Genomic DNA, 26116 nt, shown 5'->3' with positions numbered 1-26116 from the left:
TGCGCGACCGCGACGCTACTCCGCGGCGGAGACGCTTACCCCGCGCAGGCGCGGCTCCTTGCCCCGCGCGGTCTCGTCGAGGGCATCGGTGAACTGCAGGGCGGCGAGCTGCGCGTAGAGCGCGCCCTGTGCCAGCAGGCTCTCGTGGGTGCCGTCCTCGACGATGCGGCCGTCGTCGAGGACGAGGATGCGGTCGGCGGCGCGGATGGTGGCGAGGCGATGGGCGATGACCAGGGTCGTGCGCCCGCGCATCAGCCCGTCGAGCGCCGACTGCACTGCGCGCTCGCTCTCGGCATCGAGCGCCGAGGTCGCCTCATCGAGGAGCAGGATCGGCGCGTCCTTCAGGATCGCGCGGGCGATGGCGACGCGCTGGCGCTGGCCGCCGGACAGGGTGACGCCGCGCTCGCCCACCGGCGTGGCGTAGCCCTGGGGCAGGGCGCGGATGAAGCCGTCGGCATGGGCCAGCTCGGCCGCGCGCTGCACCTCCGCGTCGCTCGCCTGCGGCCGGCCGTAGCGGATGTTCTCGGCGACCGAGCCCGAGAACACCGTCGGGTCCTGCGGCACCAGCGACATGCGGGCGCGCAGGGCCTCCGGGTCGACGCGCGCGACGTCGACCCCGTCGACGAGCACCCGGCCCGATTGCGGATCGTAGAAGCGCAGCAGCAGCTGCAGCACCGTGCTCTTGCCGGCGCCCGAGGGGCCGACGATGGCGATGCGCTCGCCGGGCGCCGCGGTGAAGGCGATGCCGTCGAGGGCGGCCGTCATGTCGCGGGTCGGGTAGGCGAAGCGCACCGCCTCGAACGCGACGGCGCCGCGGGCCGGCACCGGCATCGGCACCGAATCGGCCGGCGGCTTGATCGCGGGCACGGCGGCCAGGATCTCGCCGAGGCGCTCGGCCGCGCCCGCGGCCTGTGCGAGCTCGCCGTAGACCTCCGAGAGCTGCCCGAGCGCGCTCGCGCCGAAGACGGCGTAGAGCACGAACTGCGACAGCTGCCCGGCGCTCATGGTGTGGGCGAGCACCCCTTGCGCGCCGTACCACATCACCCCGACGACGGAGGCCGAGATCAGGAAGATCGCCACGCCGGTGAGCAGCGCGCGGGCGCGGATCGATTCGCCGGCGGCCGAATAGGCGTTCTCGGAGGCCTGCGCGAAGCGGTCGGCGGTGGCCCGGCCCATGCCGAAGGCCTGCATCGTGCGGACCGCGCCGACCGCTTCCGCCGCGTAAGCGGAGGCGTCGGCGAGGCGGTCCTGCGCCGCGCGCGAGCGGCGTCGGACGCCGCGGCCGGAAACGATCAGCGGGAACACGATCAGCGGGATCGCGACCAGCACCAGCACCGACAGCCTCGGGCTGGTGATCACCATCATCGCGACGGCGCCGACGAACAGGAACAGGTTGCGCAGCAGGATCGAGATCGAGACGCCGAACACCGCCTTGACCTGGGTCGCGTCGGCGGTCAGCCGCGAGACGATCTCGCCCGATTGCGTCTTGTCGAAGAAGGCGGGATCGAGCAGCGTCAGCTGCCGGAAGACGGCGCTGCGGAGATTGGCCACCACGCGCTCGCCCAGCGTCACCACCGTGTAGTACCGGGCGGCGCTCGACAGGGCGAGCACCGCGACGACCCCGAGCAGCGCCAGGAAGTAGGCGTTGATCATGCTCTCGCCCTCGGGCGAGAAGCCGTGATCGATCACCCGGCGCATGGCGATCGGCACCGTCAGCGTCGCGGCCGAGGCCGCCAGCAGCGACAGGAAGGCGGCGACGATCCGCCCGCGATAGGCCGCCGCGAAGGGGATCAGCGGCCGCAGCGAGCTCAGCGGGGCCTTGTCGCGACCTTCGGCGGGCGGGTTCTTCTTGCGGGCCATCACGCCTCTGGTGTTTCATCCCTCGTCCGCGCGACAAGCATGCTTGTGAGCGGCCGGAGCCTGCGGTATACGCGCGCCTTCTTCCGATTGCGCGTGTGCAATGGCCGCGGGCCGCCAAGACGGGCCGTCGGCTTCGCATGAGCGGTTCGCACGAACGTGAGGTTCGTGGCAACGGTCCGATCACAGAGTTTCAACCCACGGATCTTACGGGCCGCGCCCTCCGCGCTCCCGGAGTTCGTGCACCGTCGAGGACGAGACGTCATGGCAAAGAGCGCGGCCGACAAGGCCAAGGGGACCGAGCACCCCGAATACCACTTCATCAAGGTCGTGATGACCGACGGCACCGAGTACCGGACGCGCTCGACCTACGGCAGCGAAGGCGACACCCTGAACCTTGACATCGATCCGCTGACGCACCCGGCCTGGACCGGCGGCGAGCAGAAGATGCTCGATCGCGGCGGCCGCGTCTCGCGCTTCACCTCGCGCTTCGGCAACCTCGTCGGCCGCAAGTAAGGGTTTCGATCCCGGCCTCGGCGTGCTGCCGGGGCCGGATCAACGCAAGAAGGGCGGCACCGCGGTGCCGCCCTTCTTGCGTTCTGGGTGTTCCGCTCAGGCCTGCAGACCGGGAAAGGCCGAGCGCAGGCGGTTCTGCTGGACGGCGACCGGGCTCTCGACGGCGGCCGGCGTCGGGCGGTCGTCGGAGATCAGGCCGTCGAGGTGCAGGATGCGAGCGTGCAGCCGGCGGGCGCGCAGGATCAGGTTCTGCAGCCGGACCGGCAGGAGCGTGAAGCTCTCGGCCTTCGGCGCCTCGGTCGCGGCGAGCCGCACCCGGTTCTTCTCCTGCAAGGCCTGGCTCGCGGTGAGCTCGCCCTCGGACACAGCGCGCTGCACCAGCAGCCAGGACGCGATCTGCATCAGCAGGGTGGTGAGCCGCATGCTCTCCGAGGCGTAGGACAGGGTTGCGTCCCGCGAGATCAGGCGCGACTCGTCGCGGCCCTCGCCGTCGAGATACGCCGCGGTCTCCTCCACCAGCGCCATGCCGTCGTGGAAGAGCGTCCGGAAGGCGTCGGACGTGACGTAGGTCCGTCCGAAATCGACCCAATCCCGTTCGTCCCGGAACGTGACGTCGTACCCGTTCATCCTGCCTCCTGCGTCGCTGCCGGGGCCCGTCGTCGTTCCGTCTTGGAACGCTCCCGGCCTGTCCGCGACCCTTGCCGCAATCCTAGCGCCGAACGGAGGTCCCGCCGCGACAACCGAAAGGTAACCTTAATCGCGTCCGCGCACGTTCCACCGGAATGTCGAGATCGGGCGGCGAGGCAGTACCGCGCCATCGATGCGCGATGACGAATGGCGGATACGACATGGGACAACATTGAGGCTGTAAGTCGACGTGCCGCATTATGCCGGCTCGTCAGAACGCCGCGCGCACGCCGCCGAACACCGACCGCCCGGCCCCCGGATAGAACGCCACCGGGCCGCCGGCCACGGCACCGGCGTTCGCGACCACGGTGATGTCGGAGACGTAGCGGGCATCGAGCAGGTTGCGGGCGTCGACGAACAGCGAGACGCCGTTCGCGAAGTCGATCCCGGCCTGCACGTTGAGCAGGGCGTATCCCGGCACCTTCAAGGTGTTGGCGTGGTCGGCGAACGCGCCCTGAGGCACCCAGTCGACCGACGGGGCGATGTGGAAGCCGCTCGGGTGGACGTAGCTCACCACCGTGCGCAGCACGTCCTGGGGCAGGCCGGCGATGCGGTTGTTGCCGTAGACGGGATCGCCGACGAAGCGGAAGTCGTTGTGCGTCCAGATCTGGGACAGGCTCAGCCGGTCGCCGACGCCCGACAGGTCGCGGGCGAGGTCGAGGCCGAAGGCGGCCTCGACGCCCTGGTGCCGGGTGCGCGGCGCGTTGAAGGTCGCCGCCGGCAGGTTGATCGCCGCGCCGAGCGCGGTGTTGAAGTTGATCAGCTCGTCCCGGATGTCGGCACGGTACAGGGTCACGTCCCAGGTCAGGCGGTCGATCCGTCCGCGAGAGCCGGCCTCGTAGGTCCAGGCGCGCTGGGCCTGGAGGGGGACGAAGGTGGTGCGCAAGATGTTGGTCTGCACGAGGTCGCCGAAATCCGGCACGTCGCGCGAGCGCGTAACGTCGCCGAACACCTGGATCTCGGGCAACGGCTGCCACAGCAGGCCGAGCTTCGGGTTCACCCCCTCGTAGGTCTCGTCGGCGAACTGCACGTTCGGGCTCGCCGCGAGGCCGCCCTTGTTGCTGTAGGTGCGGTTGGACGAGAACGCCTTGGCGCCGGTCATCAGGGCCACGTCCGCCAGGAACCAGAACCGGTTCTCGCCATAGGCCTCGAGGTTCGAGGCGCTCTGCAGGGCGTTGAGGGTCTGCGCGCCGCGCTGGCCCTGGACGTTGACGAATTGCAGCGCCGAGTTCTGCCCGGCGAAGGCACGCAGGCCCAGGATCGTGTCGTTGCGGAAGCCGCCGAGGTCGAACGTGCCGGCCCAGTGCGGGCTGATGCCGTAGGTCCAGCCGTCCTGGTCGATCGCCTGGAAGATCGGATGGTAGAGCGATTTGTGGATCGCCCAGGTGTCGACGTCGAGCTTTCCCACGTCGAGGACGAAGCTGGTGCGGTTGGCGATGCGCTCGGTCTCGACCTTGCGCGACTGGTTTCCGGCGATCGCGGCGGCGTTGGCCAGCGTCGGATTGTTCAGCGCGTCGGACAGGCTCAGCGTGCCGGGCAGCTTCTGGTCGGTCAGGTAGATGCCCGCGAAGAACCGCGTCTCGACGCCCGGCGCCAGTTGGTAGCCGAGGTTGGCGTTGAAGTTCTGCGTCCGCTGGGTCTCGTGGTCGCGGAAGCCGTCGGCATTGGTGATGGTGCCGTTCACCAGCACATCGACCGGGCCCGAGATCCGCGAGGCCTGGAAGTTCTCGCGGATCGTGCCGAAGCTGCCGCCGTCGATCCGGACGATGTTGGGCGCGAATGCGGTGTAGGCGGTCGGCGTCACGGCGTTGATCGCGCCGCCCAGCGTCGTCGCGCCGAAGGTGAGGGCGTTTCCGCCCTTGTAGACCTCGACCGAACGCAGCGCCAACGGATCGATCTGGTAGAAGTCGCCGCTTCCGTCGGCGAGGTTGAACGGGATGCCGTCCTGCAGAAGCTCGATGCCGCGCAGGTGGAACCCGCGCGCGATGCCCGACCCGCGCACCGACAGACGAAGTTCCTGCCCGTAGCGCTCCTGGACCGCGACGCCGGGCGTGTCCTTGAGCACGTCGCGCAGGGTGTTGGCATAGCGGTCCTGGAAGCTCGCCGCGTCGACGAAGGCCACCGACCCGACCGTCGCGTTCAGAGCCGCGCGCTGCTCGGCGACGCTCGGGACGGTGACCGAACCCGCCGCGGCACCGCTGACCGAAAGCTCGGGCAGCACGACGGCATCCGACGGCTCCTGCCCCCGGGAGGGCAGGGCGGCGGACAGCAGGACGGCGAGCGCCAGGGCGCCCGTTTCGACGGGACGGGACATGCGAGACACCTTCCGACGGCCGCCGGGCGCGCGTCGGCGCGGGCAGGCACGTCCGGACTGGATGGAGAGGGCGACGCCGACGCGGATCCCGAGCGGATGCGCGCGGCGTCGGCGCGGATCAGTGGTGGGCGTGACCCGCCGGCGGTGCAGCGGGCGCCTGGGCGCCGATCGGCGCGACCGTGAACGTCACCGGCACGGTGCCGGCGCGCGCGAAGGTCAACGTGCCGGCGACCGTCTCGCCGGCCTTCGGGCTCGCGGTCAGATCTTCGAACATCAGGTGCAGGCCGCCGGGGGCCAGCGTCACGGTCTCGCCGGGCCTGATCGTCAGGCCGCCTTCGACCGGCGCCATGCGCATCACGCCGCCGTCCATCGACATGCTGTGGATCGTGCCGCGCCGCGCGAGCGGGATCGCGGCCGCCGTCAGGGTGTCGGGCACGGTGCCGGCGTTGGTGATGCTGACGTAGCCGCCGGCGACGGTGGCGCCGGCGGGCGTCGCGCGCAGCCAGGGCGTGGCGATGGTGAGGTCGCCGGCCTTGATCGCGGCCGGCGCCGCGTCGGGCTGGGCCGCCGCGACGATCCGCACCGACGGCGCCGGCGACTTCAGGTCCCGGGCGGTCTGGCCGGGACCGGGGATCTCGCTCCAGCGGTAGCCGCCGCCATCGCAATCCTGCTCGACCGGAAAGTACGCGGTCGCGCCCGGCGCGAAGGTGTCGGAGACCCGGGCGAAGAAGGTGAACTCGTCTATCTGGTCGTCCGGCAGGGCGCCGCCGGTCCAGGTGATCGCCGTGACGCCCTCGGACACCATTCCGTGGAAGGACTGGTAGGGCCTGGCGTAGGCGCCTCGCGTCGTCGTCACCTGCCAGCCGGGCTTCGGCATCGGCTTGGCGCCGACCATGCCCTCCGGGATGGTGACCCTGACCCTTATGGTGGGCCGGCCGTCGCAGCCGTGGTTGATCTACACGACGCCGCGATAGGCCGCGTTGGGGCTGGCCTCCTTGCGGTCGAGGGTGGCGTGGGCGAAGGCGCCCGGGCCGGGCAGGACGAAGCCGAGCGCGACGCAGAGGCCGGCACGCGTGATACGGGACATGGCAAAGCTACCGTCTGGCTGAAGGGATCGGGCGGCGATCGGTTCAGGCGACGGGCGGACCTCGCGGATGGGCGATGGCGCGGGGCGGCGCGCGCGGGCCGTTCGCGGCGGCCCGCCAGAACGCGGTGGTGGCGACGCGGCCTTGCGGCCAGATGATCGTCGCGGCGGTGTCGCGAGGCGCCAACGCGTCGGCCACATGGTAGGCGGCGGTGCAGCAATCGGCGTGGACGTGAGGCGTGTCCGGCGAGGGATCGCCGGCGGCGGCAGCGCCCGACAGGCACAGGGCATGGACGTCTCCGGCCATCGGAGCCGGCATCAGGCCGCCGAGGAAGCCCTGCAGGACGAACGCGTAGAGCGCGATCACGGCGGTGATCGCGCGCAGAGGTCTCGTCCTGTGGCTCCCGGGCGTCATGCCGACCCTGTCCGGCGACCGCGTCGCGTCTTCCGATTCCTTGGCACGGCTGGGCCGATTCCGCTGTGGCACGGAGGACGCACGCACCCGTGATGTGCGGGCACGCACCGGCACGCCACAATAAAGCCCGGTCGCCATGGAGTCTTAACCGTACCCGGACACCTTGGGCCCAAGGGAAACGGCGGCACAGCGCCCGCTCCACTTCGCCCATCCATGGACCAGAGCCACCACGATGCTCATTCAGGCTACCACCCGCGCGACCCTGAGCCTCGCGCTCCTCGGAACCGTCGCCCTCGTCGCCCCGGCTTCGGCGCGCGAGCAGGCCGGCGCCGGCTATGCCCAGGCCGAGTGGGCGCAGGACTACGCCTCGCCCGCCGCGATGCAGGTCCAGCGCTCGTCGACGCCGATCCTGTCGCCGCAGACGGTGGCGGCCACCGAGCAGATGGTCGAGCGCTACAAGGAGATCGTCTCCCGCGGCGGCTGGAAGCCGGTCTCCGGTGCCGACCGCCTGCGCATCGGCGCCCGCGGCGCGGTGGTGGGGGCCGTGCGTCAGCGCCTGATCGTGACTGGCGACATCGACCCGGTGGCCGGCAATTCCGGCGTGTACGATTCCTACGTCGCCGCCGGCGTGAAGCGCTTCCAGGCCCGCCACGGCCTGAGCCAGACCGGCACGATGAGCATGGCGACGCAGCAGGCCATGAACGTGCCGGCCGACATCCGCCTGCGCCAGCTCGAGATCAACGCGGTGCGCCTGCGCTCCTACTCGGGCAACCTCGGGCAGCGCTTCGTCATAACCAACATCCCGGCCGCCCTGGTTCAGACGGTCGAGAACGGTCAGGTCGTGACGCTGCACGCCGCCGGCGTCGGCAAGATCGACCGCCAGTCGCCGATCATGAACACCAAGGCGACGCAGATCAACTTCAACCCCTTCTGGACGGTCCCGGCTTCCATCGTGAAGAAGGACCTCATCCCCAAGATGCAGAAGGATCCGAACTACCTCACCGACAACAAGATCCGCATCTTCTCCGGCGAGGCCGAGATCCAGCCGAGCCAGGTCAACTGGAACTCGGACGAGGGCACGCGCTACCGCTACCGCCAGGATTCGGGCGCCGACTTCAACTCGATGGGCATCGTGCGCATCAACATCCCGAACCCGTACGGCGTGTTCATGCACGACACGAACACCAAGGGCGTGTTCGGCGACGACTTCCGCTTCATCTCCTCGGGCTGCGTCCGCGTTCAGAACGTGCGCGAGTACATCACCTGGCTCCTGAAGGACACGCCCGGCTGGGGTCGCGAGCAGGTCGAGCAGGCGATCGAGAGCGGCAAGCGCGTCGACGCCACGCTATCCTCGCCGGTGCCGGTCTACTGGACCTACATCACCGCCTGGGCGACGCCGGACGGTCTCGTGCAGTTCCGCGACGACATCTACAAGCGCGACGGCGTGAACGTGCCCTCGACGATCGGCGCGCCGACGCCGGTCGCCAGCGCCGAATCCACCGCTCCGCAGAGCTTCGAGCCGGGCGACGAGGAGAACTAGCCCCGACGCCTCGGGCGCCGGCAAGACCCGCGAACGAAACCCGCGAACACGATCGACGCGCGGCCCGTATCCCACCGGATGCGGGCCGTTCTCGTTTGCCACGTGGGTCGATGATTCTGAGAGCCTGGACGCAGAGACAAAAATTCGGGACGCACAGCCATCGCGGGCAGGCCCACGCTCACTCTAGGACTTTCATCAGGCGCTACGTCCGCATGATGAGTGAGAAGACGTCGAATGCAGCATACGGCATCGATTCCGGCCTGGGTCGCCCGTCGCGGCTGGGGCCGGAGAAACCGGGTCTGGGTCCGCCTGTGGCTCGATCGCAAGCCCAAGGGCAACCGCTCGGCCGCCGAGCCCACCGGACCTCAGGTCGCGAGCGCGACGATCCTGCCGTTCTCACGCGAGCAGAATCGCCCCGAGCCGACCCCGCGCCGGCAGCGCGCGCAAGACAGGTGACGCCGGCGGCCCCGCGTCGGCGACACGGCGCGGGTGCGGACGGACGGGTGCCCGCCGACGCGACGACCGGCTAAGGTCCACCGAACTCGGCGGCCCGAAGGTCCAAGGCGATTTCCTCCAGCAAGGCGATACGAGCCGACGCGGTCTGCGCGTCGCGCGAGGCGGCGGCCGGCCCCGCCGGCGAACGCGGGACGCGGCCCGACAGGCGGCGCCTCGTCGGCATCGCGCTGATGTGCGGGACGCTGGCGTTCTTCGCCTGCCTCGACGCATCGGCGAAGGTGCTGGCTCGGTCCGGCGTCGACCCGCTGCTCACCACCTTCATGCGCTACGGCGTGAGCGTGGCGCTGATCTCGGTGTTCCTCAACCCGGTGACGACCCCGGCCGTCATGCGCAGCCGCCGCCTCGGCCTGCAGGTGGTGCGCTCGCTGTTGCTGTTCGGATCGACGGCGCTGAACTTCTTCGCGCTCCGCCACCTGCAGCTCGCCGAGACCCTGTCGATCCAGTTCGCGGCACCGCTCACCGTCGCGCTGCTCGCTGGCCCGCTGCTCGGCGAATGGTCGTCGCCCAGGCGCATGGCGGCGATTGCGGTCGGCTTCCTCGGCGTGCTGGTGATCGTGCGGCCCGGCCTCGGCCAGGTTCACCCGGCGGTCCTGCTCAGCCTCGGCAACATGCTCTGCTATGCGCTCTACATCCTCGCGACGCGCAAGCTCGCTGCGCATGATTCGACCGCGACGACGATGATCTATTCCGGCTTGGCCGGCCTCGGGCTGATGACGCCGCTGCTGCCGTGGATCTGGACCAGCCCGGCCTCCCTCACGGTGTGGGCGCTGCTGGTCGGCATCGGCCTGTTCGGGACGATGGGGCACTGGCTGCTGATTCTGGCGCATGCGCGGGCGCCGGCCAACGTGCTCGCGCCGTTCCTGTACACGCAGCTGCTCTGGTCGCTGACGCTCGGCTACCTGCTGTTCGGCGACGTTCCGAACCGCTGGACCGTGCTCGGCGCGGCGGTCATCGTCGGCTCGGGCCTCTACCTGCTCGCCCACGACGCGATGGCGCAACGAAAAGGGCCGGCCACCCGAGGGTGACCGGCCCGTTCCGAGACGACGCTGCGTCGGGCTTAGCGGCCCATGCGCTCGCGACGCTCCATCCGCTCCTCGCGGCGGTCCTCGCGATCGCGGCGATCCGCCTCCGGATCGACGCCGAGGACGCCGCCCACGGTGCCGGTGGCCGCACCGACGGCGCCGCCGACCACGCCGCCGATCGGGCCGGCCGCGCGGTTGCCGTCCTCGACGCCGCGCTCGGCGCCGCGGACGGTGCCCTGGGCCTGCGCCGTGGCGGAGAGGGCCAGCGGCGAGAGCACGAGGGTCGTGGCGATCAGCAATGTCTTCATGGTGTCGGATCCTTGATCGAGTTTCGAGAATGTCCCGGCCGCGCGATCGGCTGGCTCCGGGTCCGTGACGGGTCAACGGGCGAAACCGCGAAAGGTCGCAATTTTCCTAGATCCGGCTCCGGATCGAGGCGGAAACGGCTTTCAATCCGGGCCGGACGCTTTCAGTCCGGGCCGGACGCTTTCAGTCCGGGCCGGACCCCGACGTCTCAGCGGCGGTGGCGGCGATGATGCCGGACGGCGCGGCGCGAGCGCAGGTCGGTGCGGTAGGCGCGCCGGCCGGGATCGATCCCGAGCGCGCCGTTGACCGTTCCGACAGCACCGCCGACCGCTCCGCCGACCACGCCGCCCACCGGCCCGCCGACGCGGTTGCCCTCGGCCGAGCCGCGCTGCACGCCGCCGACGAGGCCCTGCGCCTGCGCGGGGCCGGCGATGGCGAAGGCGGAAACGGCGAGCGTCGCGGCGATCAGGAGATGTCTCATGGCGTGCACCCTGTCTTGATGGTCCGTCGCGTCTCGGACCCGCGCCGGGCAGGCCGGCGCGGCGGATCGCGTGGGATGGCAACGAACGCGCCGCGATTTGGTGGCAGCGGCTCGGGATGCGGCGTGGCGATGTGGTGAATCGGCATCGCTTCGCGGCACGCGCGCATCCGCTGGCCTCCGCTCGCGCCCGCTGCTAGAACGCCGCCCATGCGCAGCGCCGACGCCTGTCTCCGTCTTCGAATTATGGGCCCGGCCGCCGCGTGAGCGCCGCGCCCGCGCGGCTGCGCGGAGGCCGGGATCGTCACGGGAGCCACCGCTTCCTTCGCCCCTAGCGCCGTGACAGGCGCGGGCCTCCGCAGAGCCCGCACGCGCGCCGCCCGTATCCAGGACGCCCGACCCCATGACCGACGAGACCCAAGCCGAAGCCCCGGCCGGCCGCGACTATTCGAAGACCCTCTACCTGCCGCAGACCGAATTTCCGATGCGGGCGGGCCTGCCGACCCGCGAGCCGCGGCTGCTGGAGCGCTGGAGCACGACCGACCTCTACGGCCAGCTTCGCGCGCAGGCCGCCGGACGGCCGAAATTCGTGCTGCACGACGGGCCGCCCTACGCCAACGGCAACATCCACATCGGCACGGCGCTGAACAAGATCCTCAAGGACGTGATCGTCCGCTCCATGGGCGGCCTCGGCTTCGACGCGAACTACGTGCCGGGCTGGGACTGCCACGGCCTGCCGATCGAGTGGAAGATCGAGGAGCAGTACCGCGCCAAGGGCCGCAACAAGGACGACGTGCCGGTCATCGAGTTCCGCCAGGAATGCCGGACCTTCGCCGGCCACTGGCTCGACGTGCAGCGCGCGGAGTTCAAGCGCCTCGGCGTCACCGGCGACTGGGACCATCCCTACGCCACCATGGCCTATCCGGCGGAAGCGGCGATCGCCGCCGAGCTGATCAAGTTCTCGATGAGCGGGCAGCTCTACCGCGGCTCGAAGCCGGTGATGTGGTCGGTGGTCGAGAAGACCGCGCTCGCCGAGGCCGAGGTCGAGTACGAGGACCACGTCAGCGACACGATCTTCGTAGCTTTTCCTATTGCGAACGTGGGAACAACCAATATCAGAAAAAATGGATTGGGTGATTGGGAAGCGTTTGATTCGGATGGCGATACTATTCCAAGTGATATCGGGCAATTTATAATCGCGGAAGAATTAAGAAATCGAGCACTTTTAAATGCAAAAGTTGTAATATGGACGACAACCCCCTGGACTATACCTGCAAATCGGGCAATTTCGTTTTCTGCTCGAATTGATTATGGTCATTATAGGGTAACTTCTGCACCCGCTGATAACTGGGTTAAGGCCGGTGAGGAGTTTTTGCTCGCCAAAAATCTGGCTGAGAACGTTTTTAAATCAGCACGAGTGGACAGTTATGAACTTATAAGCGAGATCGATAGCCAAGTATTATTCCAAATCATGTGCTACCATCCCTTGCGCGGATTTGTGAATAATTATAATTTCCCGGTACCAATGCTATTGGGCGACCATGTCACAGAAGAAACCGGCACTGGATTTGTCCATACTGCACCAAGCCACGGCCGCGAGGATTTTGATGTCTGGATGGCTAACAGCCGGATGCTTGGCGCTCTAAACATTGATAGATCAATCCCCTACACGGTCGATGCCGACGGCGCGCTGACCAAGGATGCGCCGGGTTTCGAGGGGAAGCGCGTCCTCACCGACAAGGGCGAGAAGGGCGACGCCAACAGGGCCGTGATGGCCGCGCTTCAGGAAGCGGGGACGCTGGTGGCGTCGGGCCGGCTCAAACACAGCTACCCGCATTCCTGGCGCTCGAAGAAGCCGGTGATCTTCCGCAACACGCCGCAATGGTTCATCGCCATGGACAAGGCGGTGGAGTCGCTCGGCGACCGGACGCTGCGCGAGGTGGCCCTGCAGGCGATCGAGGACACCCAGTGGGTGCCGCCGCAGGGCAAGAACCGGATCAACGGCATGGTCGGCAACCGGCCGGACTGGGTGGTTTCCCGCCAGCGCGCCTGGGGCGTGCCGATCACCGTGTTCGTGAGAAAGGGCACCGGCGAGGTGCTGCGCGACGCGGGCGTGAACTCCCGCATCGTCGCCGCCTTCGCGGCGGAAGGCGCGGACGCGTGGTTCACCGATGCCGACGGTGCCCGCTTCCTCGCTCCCGACCACGACCCGGCGGCGTACGAGAAGGTCACCGACGTCCTCGACGTGTGGTTCGACTCCGGCTCGACCCACGCCTTCGTCCTCGACGACCCGGAGGCGTTCCCGGGTCTCGCCAACGTCGTGCGCCGGCGCGACGGCGGGCAGGACACGGTGATGTACCTGGAGGGGTCGGACCAGCACCGCGGCTGGTTCCAGTCCTCGCTGCTCGAATCGGCCGGCACGCGCGGCCGCGCGCCCTACGACACGGTGCTGACCCACGGCTTCGTCCTCGACGCCAAGGGGCTGAAGATGTCGAAGTCGAAGGGCAACGTCGTCGCGCCGCAGAGCATCATCAAGGATTCCGGCGCCGACATCCTGCGCCTGTGGGTCGCGGCGTCGGACTACACCGACGACCTGCGCATCGGCCCGGAAATCATCAAGACCTTCGCCGAGACCTACCGGAAACTGCGCAACAGCCTGCGCTGGATGCTCGGCTCGCTCGCCCACCGCGTGGCGGGCGACGACGTGCCGGTGGCGGAGATGCCGGAACTCGAGCGCTTCGTGCTGCATCGGCTGCTCGAGCTCGACGGCGAGATCCGCGAGGCCTACCGCACCTTCGACACCAAGCGGGTGGTCGCGCTGCTGAACAACTTCCTGACCGGCGACCTGTCGTCGTTCTACTTCGACGTGCGCAAGGACGCCCTGTACTGCGACCCGGCCTCGTCGGTCGCCCGCCGGGCCGCGCTTCAGGTGATCGACGAGGCCTTCCGCCGCGTCGTGATCTGGCTGAGCCCGGTCCTCGCCTTCACCGCCGAGGAGGCCTGGCTCGACCGGTTCCCGTCGGAGACCGGGTCGGTCCACCTGCAGACCCTGCCGGAGACGCCCGAGGCCTGGCGCGACGACGGGCTGGCCGCGCGCTGGCAGAAGATCCGCCGCGTCCGCCGGGTCGTGACCGGCGCGCTGGAGATCGAGCGGGCCGCCAAGCGCATCGGCGCGAGCCTGGAGGCGGCCCCCGTGGTCTCCATCGCCGATCCCGAGCTTCTGGCCGCCCTCGACGGCGTCGACTTCGCCGACGTCTGCATCACCTCCGCGATCCGGGTCGAGGCCGGGGAGGGACCGGCCGACGCGTTCCGCATCGACGAGGTCAAGGGCGTCGCCGTGGTGCCGGCGCGCGCCGAGGGCCGGAAATGCGCTCGCTCCTGGCGCGTCACGCCGGAGGTCGGCAGCGATCCGGACTATCCCGACGTCACGCCCCGCGACGCCCGCGCCCTGCGGGAGTGGGACGCGGCGCACGCGGCCGCGAGCGCGGCGTGAGCGGATCGGAACCGTCTCACTCCCCCCTCCGCGGGGGAGGGTGGCCCGCGAAGCGGGTCGGGACAGGGGAGCGCGTGGCCGGCGCGGCGCGCACCGCCGCGGATCCGATCCGGTCTTCCCGGATCTGCGCAACAGCGCCCCGGGATGACGGGGAGGGGTGGGAAACCCCGTTCGCGACCCGTCCGCGTTCCGTCGCCGTCGCGACGGAAGATGGGGCTACCCGATGACGCCCGTGCGCCTCGGACTCCTCGCCCTGCTCACGACGCTGATCCTCGATCAGGCCTCGAAGCTGGGGCTCTATTTCGGTACCGACCTGGTGCTGACCCAGCCCTGGCGCTTCGGCCCCTACGCCGAGTTCGTCGTGGTCTGGAACAGGGGCGTGTCCTACGGCCTGTTCCAGCAAGAGGGCGGCATCGGCCGCTGGCTGCTGGTGGCGCTGTCGCTCGCGGCGGCCCTCGGCCTCAGCGTGTGGATGACCCGCACCGGTTTGCGCCTGCTCGCGACCGCGCTCGGGCTGATCGCCGGGGGCGCGCTCGGCAACGCGATCGACCGGGCGGCCTACGGCGCGGTGTTCGACTTCGTCCACCTGCATGCCGGGGCCTGGTCCTGGTACGTGTTCAACATCGCCGACGCGGCGATCGTGGCGGGCGTCGTAGGGCTGATCCTCGACAGCGTGCTGCCGGAGCGGCGCCCCGGCCTGCCGGGCGAGCCGCCGCCGGCGTGACCGGGAGACCACATCCACAGCCACCTGTCGCCGGCGGCTGGCCGGGAGCGGTCAAGGCGCCATACGATCGCCGGAAACCGGTCCCAGACCCGAAGCGCCGGATCAGGCCGTCATCCGTGCGGCCGCTTCGAGAACCCCGGAACGGGGATCGGGCATCGGTGGGCAAGCTGCGGGGCATCATGATCGGGTATCGGGAGCTCATTCTCATGGCGGCGGCGGCGATCGCCCTGCCGTCGACGGTCCAGGCCCAGGAAACGGGCGAATTGCTGCGCAACACCTTGAGCGGCATCGGCCTTCTCGAGAAGCCGCAGGCGCCGATCGAGTATCGCGAGCGCGCGCCGCTGGTGATGCCGCCCAAGCTCGACGGGAAGTCCCTTCCGGCGCCCCGCGCCGGCGCCGCCTCGGCGCAATGGCCCAAGGAACCCGAGGTGGTCGAGCGCGAGCGCGCCGCCGCCGAGCGCCGTCTGCCCAAGGGCAGCCAGGCGCAGGGTCGCTACGAGGACAACAACGCGACGCTCTCGATCGACGAGATGCGGTCCGGCCGGCGCGCCGACGCCAACCTGACCCGCGAGATCGAGCGCAAGCCCGGCGAGAACAGCCGCGAGGATTCTTGGGTCAACCCGCTCGACCTGATCCGGGGGATCGGCAACGAGAAGACGGAGCCGGCGGCGGCCGAGCCGTCGCGCGACGTGCTCACCGACCCGCCCAAGGGCTATCGCCAGCCGCCGCGGAAGATCGTCCGCAACACCACCGACCCGATCAACAACCCGACCCGCGAGCGCGACGAAGCCGATCCGGGTGTCTATCTGCGTGAGCAGCGGGCGCGCTGAGGTGCGGATGTGACACACGGCGCGTCTCGGTTCCGCACGGGACCGGGACTGGCAAATCCGGTACGGGACTTGCCAATTTAGATACGGGACGTGCCATTTTAGACGATGCCGGCGCGCTCGGAGCCCCGCATCGAACCAGAAACGGACGGTCCCTCGGGGCCGCACGAGGGAAGACGGAATGCATCTGCTCAGGAAGGCGACGCCCACCCTGTTCCCGGCCGGCGGCCGTTTCGCGAATGCGGGACGCGCCGAGGCGGCGCCGTTCGGGCGCTCGGAAGCCGGCGGGCCGGAGGTGTCGGCCTTCACCCTCGACAACGGCCTCGACGTGGTGGTGGTGCCCGATCACCGCGCGCCCGTCGTCACCCACATGATCTGGTATCGCAACGGCTCGGCCGACGATCCGCTCGGCCAGTCGGGCATCGCCCACTTCCTCGAGCACCTGATGTTCAAGGGCACCGAGAAGCACCCGGTCGGCGCCTTCTCCAAGGCCGTCTCCGGCCTCGGCGGCCAGGAGAACGCCTTCACCTCCTACGACTACACCGCCTATTTCCAGCGCGTCGCCCGCGACAACCTCGACACGATGATGGCGTTCGAGGCCGACCGCATGACAGGCCTCGTCCTCGACGACGCGGTGGTGGCGCCGGAGCGCGACGTGGTGCTCGAGGAGCGCCGCATGCGGGTCGAGACCGACCCGTCGGCCCAGCTCTCGGAGGCGATGGCCGCCTCGCTCTTCGTGCACCATCCCTACGGCATCCCGATCATCGGCTGGATGCACGAGATCGAGGAGCTGAACCGCGGCCACGCCCTCGACTACTACAAGCGCTTCTACACCCCCGAGAACGCGATCCTGGTGGTCGCCGGCGACGTGACGCCCGACGAGGTTCGGCGCCTGGCCGAGGCGACCTACGGGCGCGTCGCGCCGCAGGGCGCCCGCCCGATCCGCGTCCGAGCCCGCGAGCCGGAGCCGAAGGCGCTGCGCCGCCTCGCGGTGGCCGATCCGAAGGTCGAGCAGCCGACGCTGCAGCGGCTCTATCTCACCCCGTCCTGCATCACCGCCCGCGACGGCGGCTGCCACGATCTCGAGCTGCTCGCCGAGGTGCTCGGCGGCGGCTCGACCTCCTATCTCTACCGCAAGCTGGTGATGGAGAGCGGCCTCGCGGTCAACGCGGGCGCCTGGTACATGGGCTCGGCGATCGACGACACCCGCTTCTCCGTCTACGCGGTGCCCGCCGAGGGCGTCAGCCTGGAGAAGCTGGAGGCCGAGGTCGACCGCGTGCTGCGGCGCGTGCCGTCGGATGCGCTGAACGCCGAGGCGATCGAGCGGGCGAAGACCCGCCTCGTGGCCGAGACGGTGTATTCCTCCGACAGCCAGTCCTCGCTCGCCCGCATCTACGGTTCCGCGCTCGCCATCGGCGAGACCATCGAGGAAGTGCGGCGCTGGCCGTCCGACATCGAGGGCGTCACCCGGGAGCGCCTGGCCGAGGCGAGCGAGCGCTGGCTGACGCCGTCGCGCTCGGTCACCGGCTACCTCGTCAAGTCCAGCGACCCGGACGCACCGATGGCCATCGCCGCCGAGTAGGGACGTTCGGCCTGCGGCGCCCGGCGCCGCACCCAGACATCAAGAACAACGAGGTCGTCCATGAACTTCGCCGACACCGACCTGGCCGAGACCCCGGTCCGCTCCAAGGCGAGTCCGGCCAAGGCGCTGCCGATCCAGACCGCCGCCGGCATCGAGGCGTGGCACGTCGAATCGCCGGTGGTGCCGATGATCGCCCTGGCCTTCACCTTCGAGGGCGGCGCGGCGCAGGACCCCGAGGGCAAGTCGGGCTGCGCCCAGATGCTGGCACGCCTCCTCGACGAGGGCGCGGGCGATCTCGGCTCCGACGCCTTCCAGGAGCGGCTCGCGGCGCGCGCCATCGAGCTGTCGTTCCATGCCGGCCCCGACGCGATCGGCGGCTCGCTGAAGATGCTGGTCAAGCACGCCGACGAAGCAATCGAGCTGCTGGCCCTGGCGCTCGCAAAGCCGCGCTTCGACGCCGACGCGATCGAGCGGGTCCGCGGCCAGGTGATCGCCGGCCTGCGCTACCAGCAGAACGATCCGGGCGTGATGGCCTCGCGCCGCTTCTTCGCCGAAGCGTTCGCCGGGCACGCCTACGGCCGCCCGTCCTCGGGCACGATCGAGGCGGTCTCGGCGATCACCCGCGACGACCTCGTGGCGATGCATGCCCGGCTGCTCGGTCGCGGCGCGGTGAAGGTTGCCGCCGTCGGCGCGATCGGCGCCGAGCAGCTCGCCGCGAGCCTCGACCGCGCCTTCGGTGCGCTGCCCGAGGCCGGCGGCCTGCGCGCGATCGAGCGGACCACGGTGGGCGACCTCGGCAAGCGCGTCGTCGTCGATCTCGACGTGCCGCAATCGGTGATCCGCTTCGGCATGGCCGGCGTTGCCTGGCGCGACCCCGACTTCATTCCCGCCTACGTGCTCAACCACATCCTCGGCGGCGGCGCCTTCACCTCACGGCTGTTCCAAGAGGTCCGCGAGAAGCGCGGCCTCGCCTACTCGGTCGGGACCTCGCTGGTCAGCCACCGCTCGGCGGCGATGACCTGGGGCTACACCGCGACCAAGAACGAGCGCGTCGGCGAGGCGCTGTCGGTCATCGGCGACGAGATCAACCGCCTGATCGCCGACGGCCCGGACGACGAGGAGCTGCAGAAGGCCAAGGACTACCTGACCGGCTCCTACGCGCTCGGCTTCGACACCTCGACCAAGATCGCCCACCAGCTGGTGCAGATCGCGTTCGAAGGCCTCGGGATGGACTACATCGAGCGCCGCAACGCCCTGGTGTCCTCGGTCACGCAGGACGACATCCGCCGCGCCGGCGCGCGGACCTTCGCCGACGGCCGGATGCTGGTCGTCGCCGCCGGGCGGCCGGTCGGCCTCTGACACAGGCTCGATGACCCCGGTCGTGGGGACTGTTCCATCTCTTCGCGGTGCCGCACGTTCTTTCGCCGGACCGGCGACCGCTTCGACGGAAGATGCTCTCGCCGATGCAGCTCACCGGGATCCACCATCTCACCGCCATCACCGCGCGGGCCGCGGAGAACCACGCGTTCTACACCCGCGTGCTCGGCCTGCGGCTCGTCAAGAAGACGGTGAACCAGGACGACGTCTCGGCCTACCACCTGTTCTACGCCGACGGGCTGGCCTCGCCCGGCACCGACGTGACCTTCTTCGACTGGCCGACGCCGCCCGAGCGACGCGGGACGAACAGCATCACCCGCACGCACCTGCGCGTCGCCGGCCCGGCGGCGATCGACGCCTGGCGCGAGCGGCTCGCGCGGGAGGGCGTGGCCCACTCCGAGCCGGTCGAGCGCGACGGACGCCTGACCCTGGATTTCGAGGATCCGGAAGGCCAGCGCCTGAGCCTCGTCGACGACGGCGGCGCGGGCGATGCGCACCCCTGGGCCGGCAGCCCGGTGATGCCCGAGCATCAGATCCGGGGGCTCGGCCCGATCCGCCTCGCCGTCGCTCAGCCGGAGCGGACCGGCTCGGTGCTCGTGGACGTCCTCGGGATGCGGCATGACCGCAGCTTCGAGGCGCCTGAGGGAACGGTCCACGTCTTCGCCATGGGGGAGGGCGGGTCGGCCGCCGAGGTGCAGCTCGTCGGCGACGCCTCCGCCCCCGCCCGCCAGGGCGCCGGCGCGGTGCACCACGTCGCCTTCCGCATCCCCGATGTGGATTACGCAGCTTGGGCCGACCGGCTCAAGGTGCGGCGGATGCCGTCGAGCGGTCCGGTCGACCGCTACTACTTCCGCAGCCTGTATTTCCGCGAGCCGAACGGCATCCTGTTCGAGATCGCCACCGACGGCCCCGGCTTCACCGCCGACGAGCCGCTCGACCGGCTCGGTCAGGGCCTCGCCCTGCCGCCGTTCCTCGAGCCGCGGCGCGCCGAGATCGAGGCCGGGCTGAAGCCGCTCTAGGTCGGATCGCCGCGGGTATTAAGAGCGATTCCAATCAGTTGCGGTTGCATGGCTGTGTGTCGTCGGCGCGTCTTGACCTGCGTTCCGCACCTGCGAAAAGACCGCCAAACCCATCGGGATTCGGGACACCTCAGTCGATGAGCAAGTTCTACGAGGAGCGCGTTCTGTCGGTCCACCACTGGACCGACACGCTCTTCTCCTTCCGCACGACCCGCGATCCGGCCTTCCGCTTCCGGAACGGCGAGTTCACGATGATCGGCATCGAGGTCGAAGGCCGGCCGCTGCTGCGCGCCTACAGCGTCGTCTCGGCTAACTACGAGGAGGAGCTGGAATTCTTCTCGATCAAGGTCGAGGCCGGCCCGCTCACCTCGAAGCTGCAGCACCTCAAGGTCGGCGACCCGATCATCGTCGGCAAGAAGCCCACCGGCACGCTGGTGCTCGACAACCTGCTTCCGGGCAAGAACCTCTACCTCCTCGGCACCGGCACCGGGCTCGCGCCCTTCATGTCGATCATCAAGGACCCGGAGACCTACGAGCGCTTCGAGAAGGTCGTGCTCGTCCACGGCTGCCGGCAGGTGCAGGAGCTCGCCTACGGCGAGACCATCACCGAGAGCCTGCCGAAGCACGAGTTCCTCGGCGAGATGATCAGCGCGCAGCTGATCTACTACCCGACCGTGACCCGCGAGCCGTTCCGCAACCGCGGCCGCATCACCGACCTGATGACCTCGGGCAAGCTGTTCGAGGATATCGGCCTGCCGAACATGTCGGTCGAGAACGACCGCTTCATGCTCTGCGGCAGCCCCGACATGATCCGCGACACCCGCGAGCTGCTGACCAACGGCGGCTACGAGGAGGGCAACCACGGCGAGGCCGGTCACTACGTGATCGAGAAGGCCTTCGTCGAGAAGTAGGGTCTTCCGGGACCCGCCGAGAACCACCGTCGTCGTCCCGGGTCGGCGCAGCGGGGCCCGGGATCCAGAACCGTCGAAGGCGCAAGCTGGAGCACGACCTGCGGTTCCGGAGCGCGGGTTCGCCTTCGGCGCCCCGGGATGACGGGGAGGGCATGGCCACCGTGATCGCTCGCGCGATCGTTTCGGGCAGCTGCGCCCTTCTCAATCCCGCGCCGGAATCCCCACCAGACCCCGCACCTCCTGAGCCAGATCCGACAGGCTGACCGAGCCCTTGCTGATCACCCGGTCCGCCTGCCCGGCGAGCCGGCGTCGGTCCTCGGCCGTGATGTCCTTGGCGGTGAGCACCACCACGGGGATGTCGCGCCACTCCGCCCGCGTCCGCAGGGCGCGCAGGAAGCCGAAGCCGTCCATCTCCGGCATCATCAGGTCGAGGAGAACGAGGGCGGGCTTCTCCCGCGCCACCTCCTCCAGCGCGATTTTGCCGTGCTCGGCCGAGCGCACCGGAAAGCCCTCGCGTTCCAGGAAGGTCGTCACGCGCTCGCGGGCGTCGGGATCGTCCTCGACGACGAGGATCGGTCCCTCGGCATTGCCGGGGCGGAACCGGTCGGTGACGGCCTTGAGGTGCCCCCACTCGATCGGCTTGTGCAGGTAGTCGGTGGCGCCGAGTGAGAAGGCGAGGTTCTGCTCGTCGAGCACCGTCACCATGATGATCGGCGTCGCGCCGAGCTCGGGGTCGGCCCGGAGCGCGCGCAGCACCGACCAGCCGTCCATCCGCGGCATGGTCACGTCGAGGAGGATCGCGCGGGGACGCAGGGCCCTGGCCCGTTCCAGGCCCTGGCGTCCGTCCTCCGCCGTGGAGACCACGAAGCCCTCCTTCTCGAGGAAGCGCGCGAGCAGGTCGCGCGTCGCCGCATCATCGTCGATGACGAGGATGCGGTTTCCCACCGCCGTATCCTCCCCGTGTGCCGCTCCGGCGTCGGGGCCGGAGAACTGCGCCGGCAGGATCAGCGTGAAGGTGCTGCCTGCGCCCTCGCGGCTCGCGACCTCGACGGTGCCGCCCAGCAGCTCGGCGAAGGCGCGGGTGATCGAGAGGCCGAGCCCGGTGCCGCCGAAGCGCCGGGTCGTGGAGGCGTCGGCCTGGGTGAAGCGCTCGAACAGCCGCCCGACCTGCTCGTCGGTCATGCCGATCCCGGTATCGCTGACCGCGAAGCAGAGCCTGGCCTCCGCATCGCGCGTCACGGCGAGGCCGATGCGGCCGTTCTCGGTGAACTTCGCCGCGTTGCTCAGGAGGTTGATCAGGCACTGGCGCAGCTTGGTCACGTCGGTATGCGCCGTGCCGACGTCCTCGGCGATCGTCAGGTCGAGAGCGTTCTCCTTCTTGGCGATCAGACCCTCGACCGTCGCGGCGACCTCGGCCACGACCTCGGCGACGGAGAAGTCCTCGGCGTAGATCTCCACGCGCTCGGCCTCGATCTTCGACAGGTCGAGGACGTCGTTGATCAGCCCGAGAAGGTGGCGGGCGTTCGACTCGATCTTCTTCATGTCGGCGATCAGCGAGGGCTCGCCGAGGTCTTCCAGCTCCTCCTGCAGCATCTCGGAATAGCCGATCACCGCAGAGAGCGGCGTGCGCAGCTCGTGGCTCATGTTGGCCAGGAACTGGCTCTTGGCGCGGTTGGCGTCCTCCGCCGCCTGACGAGCCGCCTCGACGGCGGCCTCGGCCGCCTTGCGCTCGGTGATGTCGGTATGCGTGCCGACCCATTCCCGCAGGCGCCCGTCCTCGGCGAGGATCGGCACGGCGCGCACCGCCATGTGGCGGTACTCGCCGTCGGCCCGGCGCAGCCGGTGCTCGGTCTCGTAGGGCTGCAGCGTCGAGACCGCCACGGTCCAGGCTTCGGCCGTATGCGCCCGGTCGTCCGCGTGGATCGCGTCGAGGAAGCCCTCGCCGCCATAGGCCGCGTCGTCCTGGCCGGTGAAGCGCGTCCAGGAGGCCTGCCGCGGGTGCAGGGTGCCCTCGGCCGTCGCGGTCCAGACGATCGACGCGCTCGCCTCGATCAGCGAGCGGAAGCGCTCCTCGCTGCGGCGCATGCGCTCCTCGACCATCCAGCGCAGGGTCTCGTCGAGGACGACGATGCCGACGCCCTCGATCGCCGGCTCGACCTCAGAGGAGGTGCCGCGGAGGGGATAGAAGCTCATCGAGAAGCGGCGCACGCCGCCGGGTGCCGAGGGCGTCGGGACGGCGACCGGTACGTCGGGCGTCACCAGCCCTTCGTGGAGGGCCGCGGCGAGCTTCGGACCAAGGGCGTCGGCGAGGGTCGGCAGCATCGCCCAGATCGGGGCGCCGAGGTCGGCGCCGAAGCCGCGCTCGCTCATCACCGCCAGCGCCCGGTTCATGTGGCGGATCTTGAGATCGCGGTCGAGGAAGCCGAGGCCGACGGGGGCATTGGCGAGCACCCCGTCGAGCAGGCCCGACATCCGCATCGCCTCCCGGCGGCGGACGAGGGCGAGGCGGGCGAGGAGCACGATCGCCACGACCGCGCAGACTGCCGTGAGGATCGACAGCAGCAAGGAACGCGCGGCGTCGCGGCTGCGATCGGCCTCCATTCGCCGGGCGATCGAGGCCTGCAATCCTGCGGTCTCGGCGCGGATCGCGTCCATCTGCTGCTTGCCGACGCCGGTGCGGACGATCTCGGTCGCCGCATCGAAGCTCACGTCCCGCCGCGCGGCGACGACCCGGGCCGCGAAGTCGCGCTTGTCCGCGATGAGAGCGGCAAGGGACGTCCCGCCCTGGCGCAGCGGCACCTGGGCGAGGCTGCCGAGCCCGGCGAGACCGGTGTCGATCGCGCCGAGCGCCTTCTGGTAGGGCTCGAGGTAGACGTCGCCGCCGACGAGGACGTAGCCGCGCTCGCCGGTCTCGAGGTCCTTCACCGCCGAGAGCAGCCGCTCGAGCCCCGAGATCCGGGTATTTCCGGCCGCGACCGCCGCGCGGCTCGCCTCGCCGCCGACGTAGTTCCAGCCACCCGCCACCAGGGCGACGATCAGGAGGCCGAAGGCGACCGGCGAGCCGAGCAGCCCGGCGAAGGGCCGTGCGCTGCGCCAGTTCGACCGACGCAGGAACGAGATCGATCGGGGGCTCACCACGCGACGACCATCCCGAACCCGCCCCGCATCGCAGCACCACCCGCGGCGCGCGGGTGTTTCGTATCGGTGATCATCTCGGGTGCCTCGGATCGGCCCGGCGACGTGCCGAGGCGACCTGCGCAGACATAGACGGGACGGGGCGGTTGTCGAAGCCTTACCCGTCGAAGCTCGGGCGGCCGCGAAGCCGCATCAGGTCTCGACGAGGCCGGTCGTGGCGCCGGAGGCTTCCGAATCCGCCCATCCATGCGGCAGGGCGAGGTATTCGGTCGATCGCATCTCGATCAGGCGGGACACGGTGCGGTCGAACTCGAAGGCCTCGCGGCCCTCGCGGACCGTGTAGAGGTCCTGCGCTTCCGCCGCGGCCGAGGCGACGAGCTTCACGTGGCGGTCGTACAGGGTGTCGATCAGGGTGATGAAGCGCTTGCACTCGTTGCGGTTCTGCTCGCCCATCACCGGGATGTCCTCGACGATCACCGTGTGGAAGGCCCGCGCGACCGCCATGTAGTCGGAGGCGCCGAGCGGCTGGGCGCAGAGGTCGGCGAAGGAGAACCGGGCGACGCCGGCCGCCTCCTGCGGCACCGGCACGGCGCGGCCGTGCACGGTGATCGTCGCCGACCGGCCCTTGGCCTTCCCGGTCAGCCCCTTGAACGCGGCATCGATCGCGGCTCGGGCCCCCGCGTCCGCGGGCACATGGTAGACCGGTGCGCCGCCGAGCTTCTCCAGGCGGAAATCCGTGCGCGAATCCAGGCGCAGCACCTCGACCCGCTCCTTCAGCTCCTCGACGAAGGGCAGGAACAGCGCGCGGTTGAGGCCGCCCTCGTAGAGGCGGTCCGGCTCGACGTTCGAGGTCGCGACCACCGTCACGCCGCGCCTGAACAGCGCGCCGAACAGCCGGCCGAGGATCATCGCGTCGGCGATGTCGGTGACCGTGAACTCGTCGAAGCACAGCAGCGTCGCCTCGTCGGCGAGCGCGTCGGCGACGGGGCCGATCGGGTCGTCGCCCTTCACCTCGCCGCGCTTCAGCGCTTGGCGGTAGGCGTGGATGCGCTCGTGCGCGTCGGCGAGGAAGCCGTGGAAGTGGACGCGGCGCTTCGGCCCGGGGGCGGCCTCGTGGAACAGGTCCATGAGCATGGTCTTGCCGCGCCCGACCGAGCCCCAGATGTAGAGGCCCTTCGGCGGCCCGACGCTGTCCTTCCGCGAGAACAGCCAGCCGAGCGCGCTGCCCTTCTTGGCGCGACGCCTCCGCTCGAGGTCGAGGACTAGGCGGTCGAGGGCGCGCACCAGCCGCGCCTGGGCCGGGTCGCGCTCGATCGCGCCGGAGGCGATCAGCGCCTCGTAGCGATCGTGGACGGGGCCGGGAGAAAGCGCACCGCTGCGCGCATCGGCGGAGGGCGCATGGCTCGGCGAGGTTGGGCTCACGGCTTCCGGCTCACGACCACGGGATCCTGCTCGGCATCCGCGCGATGCTGCAACGCGCGACCCGTCCCAACCGTCTGCCGCGCGCGGGCGGGTCGATCAACCCCGCGTCGCACCGCGATGCAACAGAAGTGGTTCCATCCCCTGCATGCATGTCAGCCCTGGCGACGCGATGCGACGACGAATTGTTGCATTGCACAATCGGCTTGGCGGTGCGAGACCCTGCCTGCCTCGAGGGAGGGCACGCCCGGATGCGCGCACCCAGCGCGCCGATACCAGAGACCTGCACATGGCATTGCCCGAGCCGAAACCGGCGGGACACACGATCCGACGCCTGCGCGCGAGCGACCGCGCGCAGATCCTCGCCTACTTCCTGCGCCTGGACCCCGAAACCCGCGCGAACCGGTTCATGGGAAGCGTCGGCGAGGCCGGGATCCGTGCCTATGCCGAGCGCGCCGTCACGGCCGACGGATTGATCTTCGGTGCCTTCGTGTCCGGCACCCTGCGCGGGGTCGCGGAGCTGCGACCGTCCGGCCCGGGTGCGACGCCGCTCGACCTCGGCAGGCAGGCCGAGGCGGCCTTCGCGGTGGAGCGCGCCTACCGGCGTCGCGGCATCGGCGGGGCGCTGTTCGCGCGGATCACGGAAGCGGCGCGCAATCGTGGCGTCGGCGATTTGCACGTGCGGTGCTTGGCCATGAACGGACCGATGCGCCGCCTCGCGATCCGGCACGGCGCCGACTTGCAGGCCAGCGGGACGGAGGCCGAGGCCGCCGTGCACCTCGAACGGCCCACCCCGTTCTCGCTCTGGCACGAGAGCATCGCCGAGGCGTTCGACCTGACGATCGCGGCGCTTCAGTCGCGAAACCCGCCGCCCGCGTGAGAACGATCGCGCCC

At 70.1% G+C, this 26116-nt stretch carries 20 protein-coding genes and 1 pseudogene; 12 read left to right on the top strand and 9 right to left on the bottom strand.

Features of this window, described 5'->3' with window-relative positions; genetic code table 11:
- Positions 1-15 precede the first annotated feature (15 nt).
- Positions 16-1860, bottom strand: a complete 1845-nt coding sequence (locus FV230_RS02470; RefSeq protein ID WP_147841098.1) for an ABC transporter transmembrane domain-containing protein — start codon at positions 1858-1860, stop codon at positions 16-18.
- Positions 1861-2121: 261 nt separating this feature from the next.
- Between FV230_RS02470 and rpmE the strand changes: the two genes are divergently transcribed.
- Positions 2122-2373: a 50S ribosomal protein L31 gene (gene rpmE / locus FV230_RS02465; protein ID WP_147728574.1), complete on the top strand. Its 252-nt coding sequence runs from the start codon at positions 2122-2124 to the stop codon at positions 2371-2373.
- A 96-nt stretch (positions 2374-2469) separates the two neighbouring features.
- Here the strand turns inward: rpmE and FV230_RS02460 are convergent, their stop codons facing one another.
- The 4 genes and pseudogenes from FV230_RS02460 to FV230_RS02445 all read right to left on the bottom strand — a co-directional run bounded on the left by FV230_RS02460 (position 2470) and on the right by FV230_RS02445 (position 6873).
- The gene (locus FV230_RS02460) at positions 2470-3000 is read right to left on the bottom strand and encodes a DUF1465 family protein (protein WP_147728573.1); all 531 of its coding nucleotides are present in this window, start codon (positions 2998-3000) and stop codon (positions 2470-2472) included.
- A gap of 271 nt (positions 3001-3271) precedes the next feature.
- On the bottom strand, positions 3272-5374 hold the full coding sequence (locus FV230_RS02455) for a TonB-dependent receptor (RefSeq protein WP_147841097.1): 2103 nt from the start codon (positions 5372-5374) through the stop codon (positions 3272-3274).
- A gap of 118 nt (positions 5375-5492) precedes the next feature.
- Positions 5493-6461, bottom strand: a pseudogene (locus FV230_RS02450) (DUF1775 domain-containing protein).
- A 43-nt stretch (positions 6462-6504) separates the two neighbouring features.
- A complete protein-coding gene (locus tag FV230_RS02445) occupies positions 6505-6873 on the bottom strand; it encodes a hypothetical protein (RefSeq protein ID WP_246694695.1) in 369 nt (122 codons plus the stop codon).
- Positions 6874-7105: 232 nt separating this feature from the next.
- Between FV230_RS02445 and FV230_RS02440 the strand changes: the two genes are divergently transcribed.
- The 3 genes from FV230_RS02440 (at position 7106) to FV230_RS02430 (ending at position 9954) form a co-directional block, all read left to right on the top strand.
- The gene (locus FV230_RS02440; protein ID WP_147729137.1) at positions 7106-8413 is read left to right on the top strand and encodes a L,D-transpeptidase family protein; all 1308 of its coding nucleotides are present in this window, start codon (positions 7106-7108) and stop codon (positions 8411-8413) included.
- Between the two features lie 234 nt (positions 8414-8647).
- Entirely contained in the window at positions 8648-8869 is a 222-nt protein-coding gene (locus tag FV230_RS02435) for a hypothetical protein (protein ID WP_147841096.1), read from the top strand.
- Between the two features lie 128 nt (positions 8870-8997).
- Positions 8998-9954: a DMT family transporter gene (locus tag FV230_RS02430; protein ID WP_246694697.1), complete on the top strand. Its 957-nt coding sequence runs from the start codon at positions 8998-9000 to the stop codon at positions 9952-9954.
- A 32-nt stretch (positions 9955-9986) separates the two neighbouring features.
- Here FV230_RS02430 and FV230_RS02425 read toward each other — a convergent pair whose 3' ends face one another.
- Together FV230_RS02425 and FV230_RS02420 are read right to left on the bottom strand one after the other, a co-directional pair.
- Positions 9987-10259, bottom strand: a complete 273-nt coding sequence (locus FV230_RS02425) for a hypothetical protein (RefSeq protein ID WP_147841094.1) — start codon at positions 10257-10259, stop codon at positions 9987-9989.
- A gap of 206 nt (positions 10260-10465) precedes the next feature.
- Positions 10466-10738, bottom strand: a complete 273-nt coding sequence (locus FV230_RS02420) for a hypothetical protein (RefSeq protein ID WP_147841093.1) — start codon at positions 10736-10738, stop codon at positions 10466-10468.
- A 400-nt stretch (positions 10739-11138) separates the two neighbouring features.
- On the opposite strand from FV230_RS02420, the gene ileS reads away from it, so the two are divergent.
- The 7 genes from ileS (at position 11139) to FV230_RS02385 (ending at position 20668) form a co-directional block, all read left to right on the top strand.
- Complete coding sequence (gene ileS, locus FV230_RS02415) at positions 11139-14228, top strand: isoleucine--tRNA ligase (RefSeq protein WP_147841092.1); 3090 nt, start codon at positions 11139-11141, stop codon at positions 14226-14228.
- 223 nt (positions 14229-14451) lie between these two features.
- On the top strand, positions 14452-14952 hold the full coding sequence (gene lspA, locus FV230_RS02410) for a signal peptidase II (RefSeq protein ID WP_147841091.1): 501 nt from the start codon (positions 14452-14454) through the stop codon (positions 14950-14952).
- 158 nt (positions 14953-15110) lie between these two features.
- Positions 15111-15782, top strand: a complete 672-nt coding sequence (locus FV230_RS02405; protein ID WP_313898923.1) for a hypothetical protein — start codon at positions 15111-15113, stop codon at positions 15780-15782.
- 178 nt (positions 15783-15960) lie between these two features.
- Entirely contained in the window at positions 15961-17361 is a 1401-nt protein-coding gene (locus FV230_RS02400; protein WP_147841090.1) for a pitrilysin family protein, read from the top strand.
- A gap of 60 nt (positions 17362-17421) precedes the next feature.
- Entirely contained in the window at positions 17422-18720 is a 1299-nt protein-coding gene (locus FV230_RS02395; RefSeq protein WP_147726274.1) for a pitrilysin family protein, read from the top strand.
- 104 nt (positions 18721-18824) lie between these two features.
- Positions 18825-19757: a ring-cleaving dioxygenase gene (locus tag FV230_RS02390; protein WP_147841113.1), complete on the top strand. Its 933-nt coding sequence runs from the start codon at positions 18825-18827 to the stop codon at positions 19755-19757.
- A 137-nt stretch (positions 19758-19894) separates the two neighbouring features.
- On the top strand, positions 19895-20668 hold the full coding sequence (locus FV230_RS02385; protein ID WP_147726273.1) for a ferredoxin--NADP reductase: 774 nt from the start codon (positions 19895-19897) through the stop codon (positions 20666-20668).
- 201 nt (positions 20669-20869) lie between these two features.
- Here the strand turns inward: FV230_RS02385 and FV230_RS02380 are convergent, their stop codons facing one another.
- Entirely contained in the window at positions 20870-23806 is a 2937-nt protein-coding gene (locus tag FV230_RS02380) for a response regulator (RefSeq protein ID WP_246694694.1), read from the bottom strand.
- Between the two features lie 189 nt (positions 23807-23995).
- Positions 23996-25225 (bottom strand): cell division protein ZapE, encoded by a 1230-nt coding sequence (gene zapE / locus FV230_RS02375; RefSeq protein WP_147841089.1) that lies wholly within the window; start codon positions 25223-25225, stop codon positions 23996-23998.
- A gap of 286 nt (positions 25226-25511) precedes the next feature.
- Between zapE and FV230_RS02370 the strand changes: the two genes are divergently transcribed.
- Entirely contained in the window at positions 25512-26102 is a 591-nt protein-coding gene (locus FV230_RS02370) for a GNAT family N-acetyltransferase (protein ID WP_147841088.1), read from the top strand.
- The last annotated feature ends 14 nt before the right edge of the window (positions 26103-26116 follow it).

It is taken from the genome of Methylobacterium sp. WL6 (genome assembly GCF_008040095.1).
Taxonomy (GTDB): Bacteria; Pseudomonadota; Alphaproteobacteria; order Rhizobiales; family Beijerinckiaceae; genus Methylobacterium.
The sequence above is the reverse complement of the archived record's forward strand: the minus strand, read 5'-3'. Positions and strand labels throughout refer to the sequence as shown.

Excerpts from the sequence above, each read along its gene's own strand:
- FV230_RS02470 (WP_147841098.1), bottom strand. The coding sequence starts at position 1,860 with ATGGCCCGCAAGAAGAACCCGCCCGCCGAAGGTCGCGACAAGGCCCCG.
- rpmE (WP_147728574.1), top strand. The coding sequence starts at position 2,122 with ATGGCAAAGAGCGCGGCCGACAAGGCCAAGGGGACCGAGCACCCCGAA.
- FV230_RS02460 (WP_147728573.1), bottom strand. The coding sequence starts at position 3,000 with ATGAACGGGTACGACGTCACGTTCCGGGACGAACGGGATTGGGTCGAT.
- FV230_RS02455 (WP_147841097.1), bottom strand. The coding sequence starts at position 5,374 with ATGTCCCGTCCCGTCGAAACGGGCGCCCTGGCGCTCGCCGTCCTGCTG.
- FV230_RS02445 (WP_246694695.1), bottom strand. The coding sequence starts at position 6,873 with ATGACGCCCGGGAGCCACAGGACGAGACCTCTGCGCGCGATCACCGCC.
- FV230_RS02440 (WP_147729137.1), top strand. The coding sequence starts at position 7,106 with ATGCTCATTCAGGCTACCACCCGCGCGACCCTGAGCCTCGCGCTCCTC.
- FV230_RS02435 (WP_147841096.1), top strand. The coding sequence starts at position 8,648 with ATGCAGCATACGGCATCGATTCCGGCCTGGGTCGCCCGTCGCGGCTGG.
- FV230_RS02425 (WP_147841094.1), bottom strand. The coding sequence starts at position 10,259 with ATGAAGACATTGCTGATCGCCACGACCCTCGTGCTCTCGCCGCTGGCC.
- FV230_RS02420 (WP_147841093.1), bottom strand. The coding sequence starts at position 10,738 with ATGAGACATCTCCTGATCGCCGCGACGCTCGCCGTTTCCGCCTTCGCC.
- ileS (WP_147841092.1), top strand. The coding sequence starts at position 11,139 with ATGACCGACGAGACCCAAGCCGAAGCCCCGGCCGGCCGCGACTATTCG.
- lspA (WP_147841091.1), top strand. The coding sequence starts at position 14,452 with ATGACGCCCGTGCGCCTCGGACTCCTCGCCCTGCTCACGACGCTGATC.
- FV230_RS02400 (WP_147841090.1), top strand. The coding sequence starts at position 15,961 with ATGCATCTGCTCAGGAAGGCGACGCCCACCCTGTTCCCGGCCGGCGGC.
- FV230_RS02395 (WP_147726274.1), top strand. The coding sequence starts at position 17,422 with ATGAACTTCGCCGACACCGACCTGGCCGAGACCCCGGTCCGCTCCAAG.
- FV230_RS02390 (WP_147841113.1), top strand. The coding sequence starts at position 18,825 with ATGCAGCTCACCGGGATCCACCATCTCACCGCCATCACCGCGCGGGCC.
- FV230_RS02385 (WP_147726273.1), top strand. The coding sequence starts at position 19,895 with ATGAGCAAGTTCTACGAGGAGCGCGTTCTGTCGGTCCACCACTGGACC.
- FV230_RS02370 (WP_147841088.1), top strand. The coding sequence starts at position 25,512 with ATGGCATTGCCCGAGCCGAAACCGGCGGGACACACGATCCGACGCCTG.